Annotated in this window: 18 protein-coding genes and 1 pseudogene; 18 read left to right on the top strand and 1 reads right to left on the bottom strand. The window is 70.8% G+C overall.

Annotated features, from left to right (window positions below):
• Positions 1-71 precede the first annotated feature (71 nt).
• The 12 genes and pseudogenes from yajC to aspS all read left to right on the top strand — a co-directional run bounded on the left by yajC (position 72) and on the right by aspS (position 12,856).
• Positions 72-428: a preprotein translocase subunit YajC gene (yajC, locus tag M3Q23_08875; GenBank protein ID MDP9342197.1), complete on the top strand. Its 357-nt coding sequence runs from the start codon at positions 72-74 to the stop codon at positions 426-428.
• Complete coding sequence (locus tag M3Q23_08870; GenBank protein ID MDP9342196.1) at positions 425-1,213, top strand: phosphohydrolase; 789 nt, start codon at positions 425-427, stop codon at positions 1,211-1,213. Before yajC ends, M3Q23_08870 begins: the two co-directional genes overlap by 4 nt.
• Positions 1,210-2,820, top strand: coding sequence for a protein translocase subunit SecD (gene secD, locus M3Q23_08865; protein MDP9342195.1), 1,611 nt, complete (start codon positions 1,210-1,212; stop codon positions 2,818-2,820). The genes M3Q23_08870 and secD overlap by 4 nt, the downstream gene beginning before the upstream one ends.
• Before the next feature lie 7 nt (positions 2,821-2,827).
• Positions 2,828-4,645 (top strand): protein translocase subunit SecF, encoded by a 1,818-nt coding sequence (secF, locus tag M3Q23_08860; GenBank protein MDP9342194.1) that lies wholly within the window; start codon positions 2,828-2,830, stop codon positions 4,643-4,645.
• A gap of 34 nt (positions 4,646-4,679) precedes the next feature.
• Positions 4,680-5,201: an adenine phosphoribosyltransferase gene (locus M3Q23_08855; GenBank protein MDP9342193.1), complete on the top strand. Its 522-nt coding sequence runs from the start codon at positions 4,680-4,682 to the stop codon at positions 5,199-5,201.
• Positions 5,202-5,203: 2 nt separating this feature from the next.
• On the top strand, positions 5,204-6,040 hold the full coding sequence (locus tag M3Q23_08850; GenBank protein ID MDP9342192.1) for a GNAT family N-acetyltransferase: 837 nt from the start codon (positions 5,204-5,206) through the stop codon (positions 6,038-6,040).
• A gap of 30 nt (positions 6,041-6,070) precedes the next feature.
• Positions 6,071-6,355, top strand: a complete 285-nt coding sequence (locus M3Q23_08845) for a hypothetical protein (protein MDP9342191.1) — start codon at positions 6,071-6,073, stop codon at positions 6,353-6,355.
• Between the two features lie 238 nt (positions 6,356-6,593).
• A pseudogene (locus M3Q23_08840) lies at positions 6,594-8,696 on the top strand (bifunctional (p)ppGpp synthetase/guanosine-3',5'-bis(diphosphate) 3'-pyrophosphohydrolase).
• Positions 8,697-8,707: 11 nt separating this feature from the next.
• The gene (gene dtd / locus M3Q23_08835; GenBank protein ID MDP9342190.1) at positions 8,708-9,166 is read left to right on the top strand and encodes a D-aminoacyl-tRNA deacylase; all 459 of its coding nucleotides are present in this window, start codon (positions 8,708-8,710) and stop codon (positions 9,164-9,166) included.
• A gap of 55 nt (positions 9,167-9,221) precedes the next feature.
• Positions 9,222-9,839 (top strand): MBL fold metallo-hydrolase, encoded by a 618-nt coding sequence (locus tag M3Q23_08830; GenBank protein MDP9342189.1) that lies wholly within the window; start codon positions 9,222-9,224, stop codon positions 9,837-9,839.
• Positions 9,840-11,099, top strand: a complete 1,260-nt coding sequence (gene hisS, locus M3Q23_08825; GenBank protein MDP9342188.1) for a histidine--tRNA ligase — start codon at positions 9,840-9,842, stop codon at positions 11,097-11,099. It begins immediately after the preceding gene.
• On the top strand, positions 11,078-12,856 hold the full coding sequence (gene aspS / locus M3Q23_08820; GenBank protein MDP9342187.1) for an aspartate--tRNA ligase: 1,779 nt from the start codon (positions 11,078-11,080) through the stop codon (positions 12,854-12,856). The genes hisS and aspS overlap by 22 nt, the downstream gene beginning before the upstream one ends.
• 212 nt (positions 12,857-13,068) lie before the next feature.
• Here aspS and M3Q23_08815 read toward each other — a convergent pair whose 3' ends face one another.
• The gene (locus M3Q23_08815; GenBank protein MDP9342186.1) at positions 13,069-14,154 is read right to left on the bottom strand and encodes a potassium channel family protein; all 1,086 of its coding nucleotides are present in this window, start codon (positions 14,152-14,154) and stop codon (positions 13,069-13,071) included.
• Positions 14,155-14,231: 77 nt separating this feature from the next.
• Here M3Q23_08815 and M3Q23_08810 point away from each other — a divergent pair, with 77 nt between their 5' ends.
• From M3Q23_08810 to M3Q23_08785, 6 genes are all read left to right on the top strand, one after another.
• Positions 14,232-15,494, top strand: a complete 1,263-nt coding sequence (locus M3Q23_08810; protein MDP9342185.1) for a replication-associated recombination protein A — start codon at positions 14,232-14,234, stop codon at positions 15,492-15,494.
• A gap of 89 nt (positions 15,495-15,583) precedes the next feature.
• Positions 15,584-15,964 (top strand): DUF948 domain-containing protein, encoded by a 381-nt coding sequence (locus M3Q23_08805; GenBank protein ID MDP9342184.1) that lies wholly within the window; start codon positions 15,584-15,586, stop codon positions 15,962-15,964.
• Positions 15,964-16,197, top strand: a complete 234-nt coding sequence (locus tag M3Q23_08800) for a hypothetical protein (protein MDP9342183.1) — start codon at positions 15,964-15,966, stop codon at positions 16,195-16,197. Before M3Q23_08805 ends, M3Q23_08800 begins: the two co-directional genes overlap by 1 nt.
• A gap of 122 nt (positions 16,198-16,319) precedes the next feature.
• Positions 16,320-18,323, top strand: coding sequence for a HEAT repeat domain-containing protein (locus tag M3Q23_08795; GenBank protein MDP9342182.1), 2,004 nt, complete (start codon positions 16,320-16,322; stop codon positions 18,321-18,323).
• Positions 18,320-19,852 carry an HD domain-containing protein gene (locus M3Q23_08790; protein ID MDP9342181.1) on the top strand — a complete coding sequence of 511 codons (1,533 nt, stop codon included), beginning with the start codon at positions 18,320-18,322 and terminating at the stop codon, positions 19,850-19,852. Before M3Q23_08795 ends, M3Q23_08790 begins: the two co-directional genes overlap by 4 nt.
• Positions 19,853-19,912: 60 nt before the next feature.
• Positions 19,913-20,450 (top strand): alanine--tRNA ligase-related protein (locus M3Q23_08785; GenBank protein ID MDP9342180.1); only part of this gene is annotated, 538 nt, incomplete at its 3' end.

Below are 20,450 nucleotides of genomic sequence, written 5' to 3'. Positions count from 1 at the left end.
AGGCTCCGGGCTGCCCGGATCGGGCTCACCCCCACCCTGTATGCTCACGGGAACGCAAGGAGGCTTATCGAATGAATGCGGCCCTACTCTTCGTGGGCGCGGCGAACTCCAACACGAACACAAACCCGCTGGTCACGTTCCTCCCGCTGATCCTGATCGGTGTGGTGTTCTACTTCCTGCTCATCCGGCCCCAGCAGCGGCGGGCCAGGGCCCAGCGCGAGCTGATCCAGAGCGTGGACGTCGGTGACGAGGTCGTCACCATCGGAGGGCTCTTCGGCACGGTCCGGGCCGTGGACGACGACGCGATCACGCTCGAAGTCGCGCCGGGCACCACCCTGCGGTTCGTCCGGAGCGCCATCGCCCGCAAGCTCAACCCCGACCAGGAGGAAGAGGAGCCCGAGGGCGAGGAGGCGGACGAGTCCTCGTGAGCCGGCCCGCGGGGGAGGCCTCCCCCGAGATCCGCCCGACGCCCGCTGCGAGCGCGGAGCGACCGGCCACACCCGCCGAGGCAAGCGCAACGGACCCCCAGCTCTCCCCGGCCGCCGCCGAGCGCGAGCCCATCACGATGGCGGACATCCGCGACAACGCGGAGCTGTCGATGTTCATCGCTGCGGCCGACCGGGTCATGAAGGGCCTCGGGTACACCGAGCATGGGTTCCGCCACGCCAACCTGTCGGGACGGATCGCCTTCAACGTGATGACGCGGCTCGGCTTCGACGAGCACACCTCGAACCTGGCCTCCGTCGCCGGATATCTCCACGACGTGGGCAACATGGTGGCCCGGGAGATGCACGGCCAGACCGGCGGGCTGCTCGTCTACCAGGCCCTCCGGGACCAGGTCCCGCCGGAGGATCTTGCAACCATCGTCTCCGCGGTGGCGAACCATGAGGAGGCCGACGGACACGCGGTGGGGCCGGTGGCCGCCGCGGTGATCCTGGCCGACAAGTCGGACGTGCACAGGAGCCGGGTGCGCAAGCAGGCACAGATCGAGTTCGACATCCACGACCGCGTCAATTTCGCGGCCGAACAGTCGTTCCTGCGGGTAGACTCTGAGGCCCGAACGGTCACCCTCGAACTCACGATCGACACCGAGATCAGCCACGTCATGGAATATTTCGAGATCTTCCTGGGCCGAATGGTGATGTGCCGGCGCGCCGCCGAGACGCTGGACTGCCGGTTCCACCTCATGGTCAATGGAGCGCAGCTGCTGTGAAGGGCACCCGCCGTTTGGTTCTGTCCCTCGTCCTCGTCGGCGTTCTGGTGGTCGCCTCCATCGTCGGGTTCCTGACCGGGACCACCCCCCGGGCCGGCCTCGACCTGGCCGGCGGCATCTCGGTCGTGCTCCAGGCACCCGCGGGCACGGCCAAGGACGTCCTGCAGCGGGCGGCGGACGACATCCGGAGCCGCATCGACGCATTGGGCGTGGCGGAACCGGACGTCAGCGTGGTGGGAAACCGTGACATCCAGGTCCAGGTCCCGGGACTGGGCCGGGGGACCGTCACGGCGAAGGGTGGCAAGTTCTGCGCGACCGCCAGCACGGGGGAGAACCTCGGGTGCAACTACACCTCGGCGGCCGCAGCCCAGGTCGCGATCCAGTCCATCGGACAGCAGCGGCTGCTGGACCTGATCGGGAAGACCGCGCGCCTGGAGGAGCGGCAGGTCGTGGCCACGGGGGCGTTCGATCCGAAGACGACGAAGCTCACGTCCTGCCCGCCCGAGTTCCACGGCCAGTCGTTCTGCAACGACCCGAAGGTCGTGCAGTGTCCCCTCAACAAGCCTGACCTTCCGGGCTGCAGCACCAACGAGCTCGAGAACAAGCAGGTCACCTATCTCGACAAGGCGGGCAAGGGGTACTACACGATGGGCCCCGTCGAGATCACGGGCGACTCGATCGCCAAGGCCACCGCGGTCTACCGGACGGCCAGCCAGAGCCAGTTGAGCGTCGGGCGCGTGGGGTGGGAGATCGACTTCACGCTGACCGGGGCCGGGTCGAAGAAGTTCGCCGACATCACCCAGAACCTGGTGAGCCAGCCGGCTCCCCGCAACGAGCTGGCCATCATCCTGGACCGGGCGGTGGAGTCCGCCCCCACGGTCCAGGGCGCCATCACCGGAGGCCAGGGCCAGATCACCGGCTCGTTCAGCGAGACCGAGGCGAAGGACCTCGCGCTGGTCCTGAACGTCGGCGCCCTCCCGGTCGAGCTCACCAAGCAGAACGTCGAGACCGTGAGCCCCACCCTCGGCAAGACCTCGCTGCACCAGGGGCTGGTGGCGGGCTTCGCCGGGCTGATCCTGCTGATGCTGTACCTCGGCTTCTACTACCGCCTGCTCGGCGTGGTGACGTGGCTCGGGATGTCGATCTGGGCGATCCTGGCGCTGGCGCTGGTGTCGGTCATGGGCAAGACCGTCGGCTACAGCCTCTCCCTGGCCGGCATCGCCGGGATCATCGTGTCGATGGGAATCACTGCGGACTCCTACATCGTGTTCTACGAACGATTGAAGGACGAGGTCCGCGAGGGCAAGACCCTGCGCGTCGCCGTGGTCCCCGCGTTCAAGCGCGCCTGGCACACCATCGTGGCGGCGGACACCGTGACCATCCTGGCCGCGGCCATCCTGTACCTGCTGGCCATCGGCTCGGTCCGCGGCTTCGCCCTCACCCTGGGGCTGTCGACCGCGCTCGACATGTTCGTCGTGTACTTCTTCAAGCGACCGACCGTGTTCCTGATCTCCCGGAGCCCGACCCTGTCGAACATGCGGGGCATCGGCCTCCGAAGCGGCGTGGCGGCCGACCCGATCCCGGCCGTGGCCGGGGCCTCGGAGTGAGCCGGACATGAGGTTCCGCGAGGCTATCAGCACGTTCCGGGGACACCGGGCGCCGCACCTCACCATCATCCCCAGGCGGAACTGGTGGTTCGCGCTGTCGGGATTCTTCATCCTCCTGTCGCTGATCGGGCTGTTCGCGCGGGGCCTCAACTTCTCGATCGACTTCAAGGGCGGCGCCCTGCTGAAGTACCCGGACACAAGCGGCGTCTCCGCCGATCAGGTCCGCTCGATCCTGGCTCGGTACGGCCGCTCCGACGCCGAGGTCCAGGTCGTGGCGGGCCAGGGGGTCAAGGAGGTCTCGGTCCGGACCCGGTCCCTGAACGACCTGGGTGGACCGCCCCAGACCCAGCTCACCTACCCGAACACGACCGGGGTCACCACCGACGACGTGAAGGCGACCCTGGCGGAGTTCGGCATCACCGGGGCCAAGATCTCGGAGACCGGCAGCACCATCACGGTGACCGCCAGGCCGATCTCCGACGTCGGGAAGGGCACGGGCATCGTCTTCTTCTACAAGCCGGTGACCGCGAACCTCACGGCCTCGCAGGTGCAGAGCACCCTGACGAACCTGGGCCATCCCGAAGCCATCGTCACCATCGCGGGCGGGATGGTCGTCGTACAGACCCAGCCGTTCACGGCCCCCACGCCGACGCCGAGCGCCTCCGCGTCCGCCGGAGCCACCCCGACCGCGTCTCCGAGCGCGAAGGCCAGCGCGACCCCTTCCGCCTCACCGTCCGCGGCGGCCTCGCCGTCCGCCTCTGCGGCGCCGACGGCCAGCCCCACCCCCGCGCCCGCCACCAAGAAGGACGCCATCGCCGCGCTGGCCAAGCAGGCCGGCATCGATCCGTCCGCCGTCAGCGTCCACGACCTGTCCAAGGTCGACAAGGACCAGCTGATCGCGGCGCTCGCGACACAGGCCGGCACCACGCCCACCGACGTGCGGGCGAAGGCCCTGGGCGGAGACGAGCGGGCCCGTCTCCTCTCACAGCTGGCCACCCAGGCCGGCGTCGGGACCGCCGACATCAACATCCAGGACGTCGGGCCGACGTGGGGAGCCCAGATCTCCTCGAAGGCCATCCAGGGCCTGGTCATCTTCCTGATCCTGGTCACGGTGTACATCGCGTTCCGGTTCGAGTGGAAGATGGCCCTGGCAGCCCAGACCGCGCTGCTGCACGACCTCATCATCACGGCCGGCATCTACGCCCTGGTCGGACGGGAGGTCACCCCGGCCACGGTGATCGCCATCCTCACCATCCTGGGGTACTCGCTGTACGACACGGTGGTCATCTTCGACCGGGTCAAGGAGAACACGGAGTCCATCACGCTGGTGGCCCGGGACGGCTACTCGAACGTGGTGAACCTCTCGCTGAACGAGACCTTGATGCGGTCGGTGAACACCTCGCTGGTCGTGCTCCTGCCGATCCTGTCCCTGCTGCTGTTCGGAGGCTCGACCCTGAAGGACTTCGCATTCGCGCTGTTCGTGGGGGTCGCGTCAGGGACCTACTCCTCGATCTTCATCGCGTCGCCGGTGCTCGCCCTGCTGAAGGAACGGGAGCCCCGGTACCAGCAGATCCGGGCCCGGGCCCTGGCCCGGGGAACCCGGCCGACCCTGCGCTCGGTGCCGCGGCAGGCGAGGCTGCGGGCCGGGGACGGCGAGGGGGAGCGGACCGCCGCGGTCACCGCCACCGGCACCGCGACCGCGCCCGGAACCACCACCGTGTCCACGCCGCCCCGCCGGCCCCAGGGATCCGGCGCGCCTCGCCCGGCCGGCTCGAAGCCCAAGAAGAAGAAGAAGACGACCGCGGCGAAGAGGCGGCGGCGGTGAGCTCGTTCCGGGTGGCGGGCGCTAGGCCGTGACCATCGACATCGAGCGCCTGAAGTCGCTCATCCGCGACGTCCCCGATTTCCCCAAGCAGGGCATCGTCTTCAAGGACATCACCCCGCTGCTGGCCGACGAGATAGCGTTCTCCACGGTCATCGACCTGATCGTGGTGCACTTCGGGCGGGGGAGCGTGGACAAGGTGGTCGGCATCGAGGCCCGGGGGTTCATCCTGGCCTCGCCGGTGGCCTATCACTTCGGGGCCGGGTTCGTGCCCGTGCGCAAGGCCGGGAAGCTCCCCTGGGAGACCGAATCGGCCCAGTACTCGCTGGAGTACGGCACGGAGACCCTGGAGATCCACCGCGACGCGCTGGCTCCCGGGGAGCGCGTCCTGATCGTGGACGACGTGCTGGCCACCGGAGGGACGGCCAAGGCCACGGCCTCGCTGGTCGAGGGGCTGGGCGCGAAGGTCGTCGGGATCGCGTGCCTGATCGAGCTGGGGTTCCTGGAGGGCCGCCAGCAGCTCGAGGGCTTCGACTTCTTCTCGCTCATCACGTACTAGCCGTGGGGCCCGAGGCTCCCGTCGCCGGGAGGGTCCTGGAGCTGGCCGAGGACCTCAACACCCACGTCCCGCTGTCGCCGGGCGCGGAGCGAATCGTGGACGTTGCGTTCGTGATCTGGCTGGGGACGAGCTCCTCCGAGCCTTCCTTCACCGTGGTGCAGCGCCTGCGGCTGGAGCCGTCCACGGTGGAGCCGACCGTCGGGCGCGTCCGCGACCTTCTGGACCGGCGGGGCCGGAGGAGCCGGACATGGGAAGTCGGGCCGTCGGCCACGCCGGCGGATCTGGCCGGTCGCCTCGAGGCGCTGGGGATGGCCCCGTACCGAGAGCCGCTGGTCGTGGGCATGGTGCTCACCGAAGCGCCGCCGGAGGTGGCCGGAGTGGGGGCGCGGCGCGCCGTCACGCTCGCGGACCACATCGCCGCCGAGCGGATCCTGGCCGAGGGATTCGAATCGGAGGCGCCGGAGGAGGAGATCGCCCGCCAGGCCGAGCTGGCTCTCCAGGCGGACCGGACCGGAACCCGGGCGGTCTATCTGGCGTCGGTCGGCGGGGAGCCCGTGGCGGCGGCGATCGCGGTGTTCACCGACCGTGGGGTCGTGATGAGCGGAGGCGCCACCCAGCCCGCCGCTCGGGGCCGGGGGGCGTACCGGGCCCTGGTGGCGGCCCGGTGGCATGACGCGGCGGCTCGCGGGGTACCCGTCCTGGTGACGCAGGCGGGCTCGATGTCCCGCCCGATCCTGCGGCGGCTCGGATTCCGGGAGGTGTGCGAGATCTGGATCCTCCTGGACGAATCGGCCGGCACGAGCACCGCCGAGGGTGCACAGGGACCGCGGGACCGGTAGCCTTTGCCAGCGCACGGACAAGGAGCGGGAATGGCCGACGACAGGCAGGACGCGGAGCACGAGCTGGCCCGGGAGCAGCCACCCCCGCCGGGCACGCAGTCACAGGGCCCGGCTCACGAGACCGCGCTGCCCGACGCAGCCGCGGGCGCGGGCGGCGCCGGGGGCAGCAGGACGGACGAGCTCATGGCGAAGCGCCGGACCAAGGGGCTGACGGACGCCGAGGCGGAGGAGCTGGGCGAGATCCTGGCCGAGCAGGAAGGCAAGCCGTACTCGAGCGCACAGACCCTGAAACAGGGGCCGGGCGACGCCGGATAGCTCGCTGCCGGGCCGCTCCGAGGATCGCGTGGCTCGTCGTCCGCCGTCGGGATAGCTCCGTTCCGAGACAGCCTCCCGGTACACTTGCTCCCAGGGAGGCGCCATGCAGAGCCAGGAGCAGGTCAAGGCCGAGCGACGAGGTGGCCTCCTGTCGCGCCTGCTGCCGGGCGACGGCAGCGCCCCCGACGGCTTCGACGCCCTGGCCCGCCGGATCAAGTCCGAGAGCCCCAAGGCCGACCTCAAGGAGATCCAGCGGGCATTCGTGTTCGCAGAGAACTCCCACCGCGGGCAGAAGCGGGCCTCCGGCGAAGACTTCATCGAGCATCCCCTGGGCGTGGCCTTCGTGCTCGCGGACCTTGGCATGGACACCACCACGCTGATGTCGGCGCTGCTCCACGACGTGGTGGAGGACACCGAGCTCACGGTGGAGGAGATCGAGCAGGAGTTCGGGCCACAGGTCGCCCAGATCGTCGACGGGCTGACCAAGCTGGACCGGATCACCTTCCGGACCAAGGAGGCCGAACAGGCCGAGAACGTCCGCAAGATGATCGTGGCCATGGCCAAGGACATCCGGGTCCTCCTGATCAAGCTGGCCGACCGCCTCCACAACATGCGGACCCTGGGGAGCCTCTCGCCCGCCAAGCAGAAGGCGAAGGCCACCGAGACCATGGAGATCTACGCGCCCCTGGCCCACCGGCTGGGGGTGCACCGCATCAAGTGGGAGCTGGAGGACCTCTCCTTCGCCACGCTGTACCCCCGCCGTTTCGAGGAGATCGCGAGCCTGGTGGAGAAGCGGGCCGGCGAACGCCAGGAGTGGCTGGACAGCGTGTTGGAGACGGTCCGCGGGCGCCTGCGGGAGTCGAAGCTCCGGGTGGAGGTCGACGGCCGCCCGAAGCACCTGTACTCGGTCTACGAAAAGATGGTCCTGCGGGGTAAGGAGTTCGACGAGATCTACGACCTGGTGGGCATCCGGGTCCGCGTGGACTCCATCCGAGACTGCTACGGGGCCCTCGGCGCCATCCACTCCCTGTGGAAGCCCGTCCCCGGACGCTTCAAGGACTACATCGCGATGCCCAAGTTCAACATGTACCAGTCCCTGCACACCACCGTGATCGGGCCGGAGGGCCGGCCCCTCGAGATCCAGATCCGGACCGAGCAGATGCACCGCGTGGCCGAGTACGGCATCGCCGCCCACTGGCGGTACAAGCGCGGGAAGAAGGGCGACGACGACCAGGCCGAGCTGGCCTGGCTGGGTCGGGTCCTCGAGTGGCAGAAGGAGACGTCGGACCCTCGCGAGTTCATGGAGGGCCTGAAGATCGACCTGTACGCCAACCAGGTCTTCGTGTTCACCCCGAAGGGGGACGTGGTGGAGCTTCCCCGGGGGGCCACACCGATCGACTTCGCGTACTCGATCCACACGGAGGTGGGCCACCGCTGCATCGGCGCGAAGATCAGCGGGAAGCTGGTGCCGCTCGACTACCAGCTCCAGACGGGCGACACCGTGGAGGTTCTGACGTCGAAGGCGCAGGACGCCGGGCCGTCTCGGGACTGGCTGAAGCTCGTCACCACGCCGCGGGCCCGGACCAAGGTCCGGCAATGGTTCTCGCGGGAGCGGCGCGAGGACGCCCTGGAGACGGGGCGCGACCTCATGCAGCGGGCCATGCGCAAGCAGGGCGTGCCGCTCCGGCGTCTGGCCACGGAGGAGGCGCTGTCACGCGTGGCCATCGACCTCAAGTACCCCTCGCTCGACGCCCTGTACGTCGCGATCGGGGAGGGGCACGTCTCGCCGCAGTCGGTGGTGGCCCGGCTGTCCCGCCTGCTCTCCGACACGGCCGAGGACGACAACGAGGACGTCCCCCTGGCCCGCCCGGTTCGCATCAAGCGGGAAACGGCGCAAGGGGTGGTCGTCCCCGGCGCATCCGACGTGTGGGTCCGCCTGGCCAAGTGCTGCATGCCCGTGCCCGGCGACGAGATCATCGGGTTCGTTTCCCGCGGCCAGGGCGTCTCCGTGCACCGGGCGGACTGTCCGAACGCCAAGGCGCTGGCCCGGGAGCCGGAGCGCATCCTGGAGGTGACGTGGCGGGCCGGGAAGCCCACCTCGTTCGTGGTGGCCATCCAGGTCGAGGCGCTGGACCGCCAGAAGCTGCTCCGCGACATCGCCTCGGTCCTTTCGGACGCCCAGGTGAACATCCTGTCGGCGACCTCGTCGGTGGGGAAGGACCGCATCACCACCCAGCGGTTCATGTTCGAGATCGCCGACATCACCCATCTGTCCCGGATCCTGGCCGCGGTGAAGGGCGTCGACAGCGTGTTCGATGCCTACCGCGTCGTCCCTCGGTAGCCGGGCCGCACGTGCGGGTCGTGCTCCAGCGGGTCACGCGCGCCGCCGTCCGCGTCCGTGGCGAGACCGTCGCCGAGATCGGCACCGGGTTCCTGCTGCTGGTGGGGGTGGGAGCGGGCGATGACGGCGGTCAGCCCGAACGTCTGGCGGCGAAGGTCTTCCATCTCCGGGTGTTCGAGGACGCGGAGGGCAAGATGAACCGCGCCCTTGCCGACGTCGGCGGCGCGGTGCTGCTCGTGCCCCAGTTCACGCTGTACGGGGACTGGCGGAAGGGGAGGCGGCCGTCGTGGATTGGGGCCGCCCCGCCCGAGGTCGCCGCCGAGCGGGTGAACCGGTTCGCGGAGGCGCTGGAGGCGTTGGGCGCTCGCGTGGCGCGAGGGTCCTTTCGGGAGCACATGGAAGTGGAGCTGGTCAACGACGGCCCGGTCACCCTGGTGCTGGATGGGGCGGACCTGGGACCCGCCAGATAGGGCCGGCCGGAATTCCGGCGGGAGTCGGAGCGGTACTGGGTAAGATGGCCGACCGATGTACCGCGAGGTGTTTTCCGACAACCCGTTCGACACCAACTGCTGGTTGCTCGCCGCCGACGGCTCCGACGAGGCCGTCGTGGTCGACCCGGGCTTCTCCCCAGAGGTCGTGCACCGGATGCTGGAGGCGGCCGGGAAGCGGCCGGTGGCGGCGCTGGCCACGCACGGCCACTTCGACCACGTCGGGTCGTCCGGCGTGTTCTGCGGCGACGAGCTGCCGCTGTACATCCACGAGGCGGACGAGCTGGCCCTGACGGACCCGGCGGCGTGGGGAGCCGGGCACCCGGCGCCCCCAGCGCCGGCGAAGGACGTCCGCACGGTCACCGACGGCGACGTCCTGGAGTTCGCCGGCTTCCGCATCGAGGTCGTCCACACGCCCGGCCACACGCCGGGGAGCGTGTGCTTCCGCACCGACGCGTTCCTGCTGTCGGGCGACCTGGTGTTCCGGGGCGCGATCGGGCGAAGCGATTTCCCCAACTCGTCGCCCGCTGACATGGATCGAAGCCTCCGGCGGTTCCTGGCCTTGCCCGACCCGCTGCCGGTCTACCCGGGTCACGGGCCGGACACCACCGTCGGCCTGGAGCGCCACTCGAACCCGTTCCTGCTGGAGCTGTAGGTGGACCTCCAGCCGCCTCGGGGCACCGAGGACCTCCTGCCGCCGGGCTCCGCCGAGATGGCGGAGCTGTACGTGCGGGCCCACCGCCTGGCGGCGGTGTTCGGGTATCGGTACGTCGAGACGCCGGCCTTCGAGAGCACCGACCTGTTCGCCCGTACCTCTGGGGAGTCCAGCGACGTGGTGACCAAGGAGATGTACACGTTCAAGGACCGGGGAGGGCGATCGCTGACGCTCCGGGCGGAGGGCACGGCGCCGGTGGTCCGCGCGTACCTGGCCCACTCGCACGACCTTGGGTCGCCGTTCAAGGCCTACTACGTGAACACGACGTGGCGGTACGGCCGGCCCCAGGCGGGGCGGCTGCGGGAGTTCCGGATCTTCGGGGCGGAGGTGCTGGGCGTCGCCGGCGCCGAGGCGGACGTGGAGGTGGTCGTGCTGGCGGACCGGTTCCTGCGCGACCTCGGCCTGTCCCGGCTGGAGCTCCAGGTGAACAGCATCGGCGACGAGACGTGCCGGCCGGCGTACCGGGAGCTGCTGGTCGCGTACCTGGAGGAACACCGGGAGGAGCTGACGGACGAGCACCGGGACCGCTTCCGGATGAACCCGCTTCGGGTGCTGGACTGCAAGGACGAGGCGTGCCGGGCGGTCTCCGCCGGTGCGCCCAAGATCGTCGACCACCTGTGCGAGCCGTGCCGGCAGCACTTCGAGGAGTTCCTGTCGGTGCTGGAGTCCGAAGGTGTGAAGGCGGTGCTCACGCCGACCCTGGTGCGGGGGCTGGACTACTACACCCGGACGGCGTTCGAGTTCGTGTCGGACGTGTTGCCCCAGGCCCAGGCCGGCACGGTGTGCGGCGGCGGCCGGTACGACGGCCTGGCCGAGGTGCTGGGCGGGCCACCCACGCCCGGGGTCGGCTTCGGCCTGGGGCTCGACCGAACGCTGCTGGCGGCCCGGGCGGAAGGGGTGGACCTGGGCGTCTCCACTGGCGTGACGTGCTTCGTGGTGGGGATCGGACCCGGCCGCGCGAGGGGCCACGACCTGCTCCGCCAGGTGCGGGCGGCGGGGGTGTCCGCGGACGCGTCGTTCGAGGAACGGCCGCTGAAGGCGCAGCTGCGGATGGCGGACCGGAGCGGGGCCCGCTTCGCGCTGATCGTGGGCGACCAGGAGGTGGCCGAGGGCACCGTCACCGTGCGGCGCATGGAGGACGGTCATCAGGAGAAGGTTCCGGCCACGGACGTGCCGACATGGATCTCCGCACAGGCCTGAGGACCCACGCCTGCGGCGAGCTCCGTCCGGACCACGCCGGGGCGGAGGTGGTCCTGTGCGGGTGGGTGGCCCACCGGCGCGACCACGGCGGCGTGATCTTCCTGGACCTCCGGGACCGCCCGGGCATCGTGCAGGTGGTGTTCCACCCGGAGGACGCACCCGACGCGTACGCGGCCGCCGACGCCACCCGGGGCGAGTGGGTGGTGCGCGTGGCCGGTGAGGTCCGCCTGCGCCCGGAGGGCACCGCCAACCCGAACCTGGGGACCGGCGAGGTCGAGGTGATGGCTCGGTCGCTCGAGGTCCTGTCGGAGTCGGAGCCGCCCCCCTTCCCCATCGAGGACCGCGTCGAGGCCGACGAGAGCACCCGCCTGCGCCACCGCTACCTGGACCTGCGGCGTCCCGAGATGACCGGCGTGCTGGAGCTTCGCCACCGCGTCATCCGGTTCATCCGCCGGTACTTCGACGAGCGCGGCTTCGTCGACGTGGAGACGCCCGACCTCACCCGGAGCACGCCCGAGGGGGCCCGGGACTTCCTGGTGCCGGCGCGGGGCATTCCCGGGTCGTTCTATGCCCTTCCCCAGTCGCCCCAGCTGTTCAAGCAGCTGCTGATGGTGGCGGGCCTGGACCGGTACTACCAGATCGTGCGGTGCTTCCGGGACGAGGCCACCCGGGCCGACCGCCAGCCCGAGTTCACCCAGCTCGACGTGGAGATGTCCTTCGTCGAGGAGGAGGACGTCCTCGGCCTCATCGAACCCATGCTGGCCGGCCTGCTCCGCGAGACCCACGGCGTGGACGTGCCGACGCCGTTCCAGCGGCTGACCTACGCCGACGCGATCGACCGGTACGGCTCCGACAAACCCGACCTCCGCTACGGGATGGAGCTGGTGGACCTCACCGGCGCCTTCCGCCGGACCGAGTTCCGCGTGTTCGCGAACGTGGTCGCCTCCGGTGGGCAGATCAAGGGGTTCGCCGCGCCCGGCGCCGCCTCGTGGTCGCGCCGGGAGCTGGACGAGCTGGTCCAGGAGGCCAGGTCGCGGGGCGCGTCCGGCCTGGTGTGGCTGGCGTTCCTCCGCTCCGAGATCAAGTCGCCGGTCAGCTCGTACCTGTCGCCGGACGAGCTCGGCGACATCGCCAGGCTGACCCAGGCATCCGACGGCGACCTGGTGCTGATCGTGGCCGACGCCCCCGACCGCGTGGCGGTGGCCCTGGACGGCCTCCGCCGCCACATGGCCGCGAGGCTGGGGCTGGTCCCGGGGAACGAGTGGAAGTTCCTGTGGATCGTGGAGCCGCCGCTGTTCGAGTGGAGCGGCGAGGAGGAGAAGTGGGTCTCGGTCCACCATCCCTTCACCTCGCCGGCCACGGACGACGCCGACCCCGCCACGGCTCGCGCCCGCGCGTACGACGTCGTGCTCAACGGCTTCGAGCTGGGCGGAGGCAGCATCCGGATCCACCGCCCGGCGGTGCAGCGCAAGGTGTTCGAGGTCCTCGGGCTGTCGCCGGAGGAGGCCGAGGAGAAGTTCGGGTTCCTGCTCCAGGCGTTCCGCTACGGGGTCCCGCCGCACGGGGGGATCGCGTTCGGACTGGATCGCCTGGTCATGCTCCTCGCGGGCAAGGAGAACATCCGGGAGGTCATCGCATTCCCGAAGACGGCCTCCGGTCAGGACCTTCTCACCGGGGCGCCGGGGACCGTCTCGGCCGAGCAGCTCCGGGAGCTGGGACTACGGCTCGTGGAGCCGCCTCCGGGTGGCGCCCGCTAAATTGAACGACCGTCGCTCCCGGTCTAGGATCGACGCGGAGCACGTTCCAGGCTGTGGATTCGTCGAACCAGCACCTCGAATCCGGGAGTCCGTCTCCGGCGGTGTTGTCGAGCCCCTCGGGGTTCACTGAATCCGGCGGGAGGACACCCACCTACGTGAGCCTACGGTTCACGATGACCAGCCCGGGGCGTGCTTCGCTTTTCTGGCGCGGGCTAGTGGCGTGGCTGCCGTTGGAGCTCGGGCTGGAGCGGCAGCGTGGACCGGTCGCCGATCCACTGCGCGGGGGGCGCGGCGACCATGATGGCGAGGGCGTTGAGCCTGCCCGCGTACTTCGCCCGGAGCTTCAGGAACCGTTCCCATGCATCGTCGGCGGGGCGGAGATGGAATCCGATCGCCCGGAGGTCCTCCAGGACCTGGTCGAACTCTTCCCGCTCGATGACCGGTTGCCGCTCGGTCAGCCGGAAGTAGAAGAACAGGTCCTCCACGGCGTGGACGCCCGTTGAGTGGAACATCTGCGCGCTGTGCAGGGGCGTCGCCTCCTTGACCGCGAGGACCAGCGTGGCCGCGTCGAGCACCGCACCGAGGGACGTGACCCACGAAGTGCTGTCGTGAGGGGAGCGGAAGTACACCAGCAGCGGGTAGGACAGGTGCGTCTCCAGGATGTCGGCCGCCCACCGTTCCCAGTAGTCGAACAGGTCCGGGAGCTGGGCGAAGCCTCCGCTGCCGGCGGTCCGGCGCAGGAGCTCGGGGCCGGACGGCGGCGACCCCGCCCGCGCGTCGAGCAGCAGCACACCCACCTCGCGGCGGTTGAAGGCCTGGTACAGCACGGGCAGGTACCCGATCACGACCGCCACCAGCCCCAGCCCGGTGGCGCCCTCGACGATCACGACGGCGCGGCTGAGACCCGTGGCGAGCACGTCGCCGAAGCCGATGGTGAACAGCGACGTGCCCGAGAAGTACAGGGCCGTGAAGAAGCTCCCGTCGCCGGGACCGTGGACGCCGTGGACGAACGGTGCGCTCCACAGCATCAGCCCGTACCCCAGCGTGGTGAGGGCCGCCCACGCCCCCAGCAGGACGAACAGGCCCATCGGCGCGGCGCCGGCCAGGATGTGCTCGCGCGACTCCTGTGTCTTGGCCCGCAGGCCGACCCACCGCCAGGGCCTCCACACCGCCAGGAAGATCAGCCGGGTCAGCCGGTACCGGCCGCGGAACGCCCGCGGAATGACCATCGTGCGGAACACGTCCAGCAGCGTGACCACCAGCAGGACGATCCCGACGGGAAGTGCCAGCCATCTCATCGTTCCCCGGAACCCTATCGCGGGTTGGGGGGCGGTACGCTGGCGGCCCCGAGTGCAGGAGATCGAGAGGAGCCCGGGTGGCAGAGGTTCCGCTGGCGGCGCGGATGCGGCCGCGGACGTTCGATGAGTTCGTCGGCCAGCATCACCTGTTCGGGCCGGGCAAGGCGCTGAGCGCCCTGCTGGACGGTGGACACCTTCCCTCCATGATCCTGTGGGGCCCCGCCGGCACCGGGAAGACCACCCTGGCGTATCTCCTGGCGGAGGCCGTGGGGTCGGAGCTGGTGCAGCTCTCCGCGGTCTCCTCGGGCGTGGCCGACGCCCGCAAGGTCATGGAACGGGCCAAGGGCGGGATGCTGCGCACGGTGCTGTTCGTGGACGAGGTCCACCGGTGGAGCAAGGCCCAGCAGGACGTCCTGCTGCCGTCGGTGGAGGACGGGACCATCACGCTGATCGGGGCCACCACCGAGAACCCGTACTTCTCGCTGGTCACGCCGCTGCTGTCGCGGTGCCTGCTCCTGCGCCTGGAGCCGCTCTCGGCGGAGGAGCTGCGCACCCTGCTGGAGCGAGCCCTGGCCGATCCCGACCGGGGCCTGGGGAAGGTCGGGGTCGAGGTGGAACCGGAGGCGCTCGACCACCTGGTCGAGGTGGCCGGCGGGGACGCCCGGATCGCGCTGACCGGGCTGGAGGCCGCGGTGCTGGCGGGGTCCTCGGCGGAAGAGGCCGTGGTGTCCAGGGACCGGGCCGCGGACGCAGTGCAGCACAAGGCCATCGTGTACGACCGGCAGGGCGACGCCCACTACGACGTCATCTCGGCGTTCATCAAGAGCATCCGCGGCTCGGACCCCGACGCGGCCCTGTTCTGGCTGGCCCGCATGATCGAGGCGGGCGAGGACGCCCGCTACATCGCCCGGCGGATGGTGGTGCACGCCTCGGAGGACATCGGCCTGGCCGACCCGCGCGCGCTGCTGGTGGCCGTCGCCGCCGCCCAGGCCGTGGAGTACGTGGGGCTGCCGGAGGCCCGGCTGAACCTGGCGGAGGCGGCCATCTACCTGGCCCGGGCCCCCAAGTCGAACAGCGTCATCCAGGCGCTGGGGCGGGCCACGGAGGAGGCCCGGTCCGCCGACCAGGTTCCGCTGCACCTGAAGGAGCCCGGGCATCCCGGCCTGCGCAAGCTCGGATACGGCAAGGGCTATCAGTACCCGCACGACTTCCCCGGCCACCACGTCGAGCAGGAGTACCGGCCGGTCCGGTTCCAGGGCCACCGGTACTACGAGCCGTCGGGGCAGGGCGAGGAGACGCAAGATCCCGGGCAGCCTGCGGGAGACGGCGCGCCGGGCTGAAGATTCGCCCGCCGCCCTCCCGGTATGATGCCCGCGCTGTCCGGGGCGGGACACCGCCACCGGCCACTCGATCGAGCGGGAGGGAACGCGTGTCGGTCCTGGCGCTATCCGGCGGAGACGTCGCCCTCATCGTCCTGGCGGCGTTCTGGGGTGTCCTGGTGCTGTTCCTGTCCCTGATGCTGCTCACCCTGTTCCGGGTGCTGGAGAGCACCAAGACCCTGATCGACGGCATCCGCGACGAGACCGTTCCCCTGCTGGGGGAGGTCAAGGTCACCGTGACCTCGGTGAACAAGGAGCTCGACCGGGTCGACGGGATCATGGAATCCGCCGGGAAGATGGCCAAGTCGGCCGAGCGGCTCACCGCGGTGGTCGAGCAGACCGTCTCCAGCCCGTTGATCAAGGTCGTAGCCTTCGCGGCCGGCGCGTCCCGGGCCCTGAGGCGGTTCCGGGGCGACAGGAACGGCAAGTAGTGCGGCGTCTGTTCTGGACCGCGGTCGGGGTCGGCGCCGGGGCCACGGCCGCGTTCATGGTGTCGCGGTGGATGCGGCGGACCCGCGAGGCCATGGCCCCCGCCAACGTCGCCCGCGAAGCCGGGCGAAGCGTGACGGACCTGGTGGAGCTGGTTCGCCAATCCGTCGCCGCCGGCCGGACCGCCATGGCCGAGAGGGAAGCCGAGATCCGGGGCTCGCTGGAATCCGAGTAGCCGGCCGGGACCTGGACACCGGGACCGCGCCAGGACCGCGGCGAGCTCCGGTGGGGTCAACCCGACACGTCCGCCGGTCGATATGCAAGCGGGGGCGGCCATCCTGGGCCGCTTGATCGACGTTGGCAGAACAACCGACCGACCGGCAGCGGGCCACCGGCACCTTCATGCGGCAGCTCTCCATCGGGCTGTCCGCCTACCGGCTGTTCCCCGGCCGGCTGGAGCAGCCGGCGTTCGTCGCGGCCACCGATCGCATCTCGCAGGCCGCCGTCCGGGCCCTCGAGTTCGGGTCCATCGACGCCGAGGTCCGCGGGGACGGCTTCCACATCGAGGACGGCCCCCTCGATGCCGACGAGGCCATCGCTCGCCTGGCCCGGGCGTGTTACGAGCGTCGGGCCGAACGCATCCGCGTCCGGGCCGCTCCGGACCCTCGGGACCTGGCGGCCCTGTACGAGGCGCTGATCCAGCGGCCCGAGGACCTGGTGTCCCAGGGCGGCGTGGCGGCCGTCGTCCGGAGCACCGGCATGGTCTCCATCGCCCTGCTGGAGGTGGCGCCGGAGGCCGTTGAGGTCCAGACGTCCGAGCGCTCCCGCCCCACGCAGGACATGGAGGACTGGGACTGGGTGCGCGACTCCATCGGCCTGACGCCCGGCGAGACCGACACCCGTCATGAGCTGGGCACCGTGGCCGAGTCGCTGTTCGCCCGGTTCCAGGCCGTGGTGTCGTCGCTTCCCCCGGAGATGGCGGCGAACCTGAACCTGTACAAGATGCTCCAGGGCACGGTGTCGTCGCTCCCCGACGACCAGCGTCGCATCCTGAACGCCGTGCTGATCGACCGGGCCCGGGCCGATCCCCTGGCCGAGCGCTACGTGGGCACGATGAGCGACAGCGACCTGGCCCGGGTCCTGGTGGACATGTCGAACGCCGTGGGCCACGACCCCATCGAGCTGGCCCGGAAGCTGGTGGCGGCCGGTGTCCGGGAACCCGACATCGTCGAGCTCACCGCCTCCGTGGTGTCCGGGAGGGAGGAGGCCGGGACGGTCCTCACCGAGGTGGTGCCGGGCCGGCCAAAGAGCGCCGAGGCCGAGGCCGTTCCCGAGGACGATCGCTTCGTGTTCGAGACGGTCTCCGACCTGTTGGGACACAGCCTGGTGGCCCGGGAACAGGACGACCTGGCCGCCATCCGGCGAGCCTGGCCGGACTCGGATGATTCGGCCCAGGCGGAGGCCGCCAGGACGTTGTCGGACTACCTCCGGCTGGAGCCTGATCAGGAACGGCTGGAACGGTTCCTGATGGCCTGGATGGCGGAGGGCCGCCAGTCGCTCGGACAGGGGGACGGGCGCACCCTGGTTCGAATCATCGACGTGGGCGATGCCGGAAGGGTGGCCGCGCTCGAGGCCGGCCGCCCCGATCGCGCGTCGCTGTTCGACGTGTACCGGCGCCAGATCCCCGATCCGGCGATCGTGCGGCAGCTGGTGGCCCAGGCCATGGAGAGCGGGGGAGAGCTGGCCTTGCAGGCGCTCCTGGCTCCGCTCGGCGATGCTGCGGTGGACGGACTGCTCGATGTCCTTGCCGGCGAGACCGACGGACACGCCCGTGGCGTCCTGCTGAACGTGTTGACGGAGTTGGCCCGAGGCCATACCCGGCGGGTGGCGGCGCGGCTCTCCGACCGCCGGTGGGAGGTGGTCCGGGATGCCGTAGCGGTGCTGCACCGGGCCGGCGGCCCGGAGGCCGGCCCGTTCATCGTGGAGGTGTCGAAGCATCCGGTGCCCGCGGTCAGGAAGGAGGCCATCTGGGGCCTGATCGCGGTCGGAGGGCCGGAGGGAGCCGAGCGGCTCCGGAACATGGCGGAGGATCCCGACGAAGGGGTTCGCGTCCTGGCGGTCGGCGCCCTGGGCGGACTGGTGACCACCGCCGCGGTGACAGCCCTGCTGGAGCTGGCCCGGCGGGGTCGGGACCCCTCCATCCGGCGCGCCGCCCTCGACCATCTGGCTCGGCATCCCAGCCAGGATGCCGCGCGCGGCCTGGAGTCCCTGGCCCGGTCGCGCAGCCGGCCGCGCCTGCCCCGGTCCCTTCGCAAGCACGCCAAGGGGCTGCTCGGGCGGCGCTCGGAGCTCGCGGCATGACCGCCGTCCAGCCATCCGCGGCTGCGGTCGAGGAGAGCCGGCAGCTCCTGCGGAACATGTCGGCGGCCCTCCAGACCTACCGGCTGTATCCGGAGGCCCACCCGAACCGGGTGGGCGCGGTCCGGACCATGTCCGAGCACGTCCGTGGCCTGATCGGTCGCTCCGGGGAGCCGCCCGTGCTCTTCGTGACCCGCCACAGCTTCTACCTGGGGCCGACGCTGCTGTCCCGGGAGTCGCTGGCCCTGGGGAAGCTCATCGAGGCCTTCGAGGGAGCGGGCGTCGAGGCCGTCGAGCTCCTGCCCGGCTCGGCTTGGGACATCGACGGGCTGGCCCGGATCCTGGTGGGGGAGCGCCCCCTGGCCTCGGACCTCCCCGGGATCTCCCTGAACCGGGTCCGGCCGGTGCTGGACGCGGTGGAGGAGGACACCCGCGAGATGTCGGAGCTGCTCCGAAGCTATTCGCTGGGGCTCGATGTCCTGCGGGACACGGCGTCGCGAGTGGCGGCCGGGCAGCCGGTGGACCTGGGCGGCGCTCGCCGGGTCATCGAACGCCTGGCCACCCAGGTAGCGGGGGACCCCGCGCACGCGCTACTGGTCACCGCCGTCAAGTCCTACGACGAGTACACCTACTACCACATGATGAACGTGTGCATCCTGGCGCTGGCGCTGGGCCAGGCCATCGGGCTGCGCCAGGACCAGGTGGCCACGCTGGGGCTGGGCGCGCTGCTGCACGACGTGGGGAAAGTGAGGGTGCCGAAGGAGATCCTCCAGCACGTGGGGGCGCTGTCGGAGGAGCAGTGGCGCCTGATCCAGCGGCACCCCCTGGACGGGGCGGCCATGATCCTGCTCACGGGCAAGGAGATGTTCAACCCGGCGGTCACCATCGTGTTCGAGCACCACGCGGCGTACGACCTCTCCGGCTACCCGAAGCTCACCGGGCGGCCCCGGCCCGCGCTGGCCGCACGGATGGTGGCGGTGGCGGACTGCTTCGACGCCATCACCAGCAAGCGTTCCTACCGCGAGCCGGAGGAGCGTCGCCAGGCCCTCTCGGTCCTCCAGGCCGGCGCGGGGCGGGGGTTCGATCCGCTCGTGGTGCGGTCGTTCGTCCGCCTGCTGGGGCTGTTCCCGATCGGGTCGCTGGTGCTGCTGTCCACCGGCGAGGTGGCCATGGTCGTGCGCAACCACGACCGGATGCTGTCGCGCCCCGTTGTCCGCGTGATCCTGGACCGCTTCGGAAGTCCGTCGGAACCCGTGGAGCTCGACCTGTCGGAGCAAGCGGTCGGCGGCGGCTACCGGTGGTTGGTGGAGCGGAGCATGGACCCCCAGGAGGTGGGCGTGGACATGCTGTCGCTGGTCATGTCGGGTGAGGTCGAGCCGTCGCCGCAGGACCCCGGGATGGAGGCGCTGGTGCACGAGCCGTCCCACGGTGAGCCCGCGCCGCCCGGGTACGTGGACTCGCATCACGAGAACGGCGGGACCGTGGAGCGGCTCCGGATCGATCCCGACGTCTCCGCCCCGTTCCCGCGCTGACGTGCGGTTTCCGGGTCGTCCCCGGAGGCCGGGCAGGCCGCGCCGCTAGACTAGAAAGCCATGCGCGGGGGCGAGATCCGCACGACGTTCACGTCCTTCTTCCAGGAACGGGGGCACAAGCTGCTGCCCTCGGCCCCGCTGATCTCGCCCGACCCCAGCCTGCTGCTGACCACCGCCGGGATGGTCCAGTTCATCCCCTACTTCCTGGGCCACGCGGCGCCGCCGGCCCCCAGGGTGGCCACCGTGCAGAAGGCGTTTCGAACCACGGACATCGACCTGGTCGGCCACAGCCCCCGGCACAACACCTTCTTCGAGATGCTCGGGAACTTCTCCTTCGGCGACTACTTCAAGTCGGGCGCGTGCGCCATGGCCTACGAGCTGGTCACGGAGCGATACGGGATCGAGCCCGACCGGCTGTGGGTGACGGTGTACGAGACCGACGACGAGGCCATCGAGATCTGGGCCGGGGAGGTCGGCATCCCCCGGGACCGCATCGTGCGGCGAGGGTGGGACGACAACTTCTGGTGGACCCACGCGGCGGGCCCGGGCGGGCCGTCCTCGGAGATCTTCGTGGACCGGGGACCGCGGTATGGCCCCG

This window comes from Actinomycetota bacterium (assembly GCA_030774015.1).
Taxonomy (GTDB): Bacteria; Actinomycetota; UBA4738; order UBA4738; family JACQTL01; genus JALYLZ01.
This window is presented reverse-complemented; position numbering and strand designations above follow the sequence as displayed.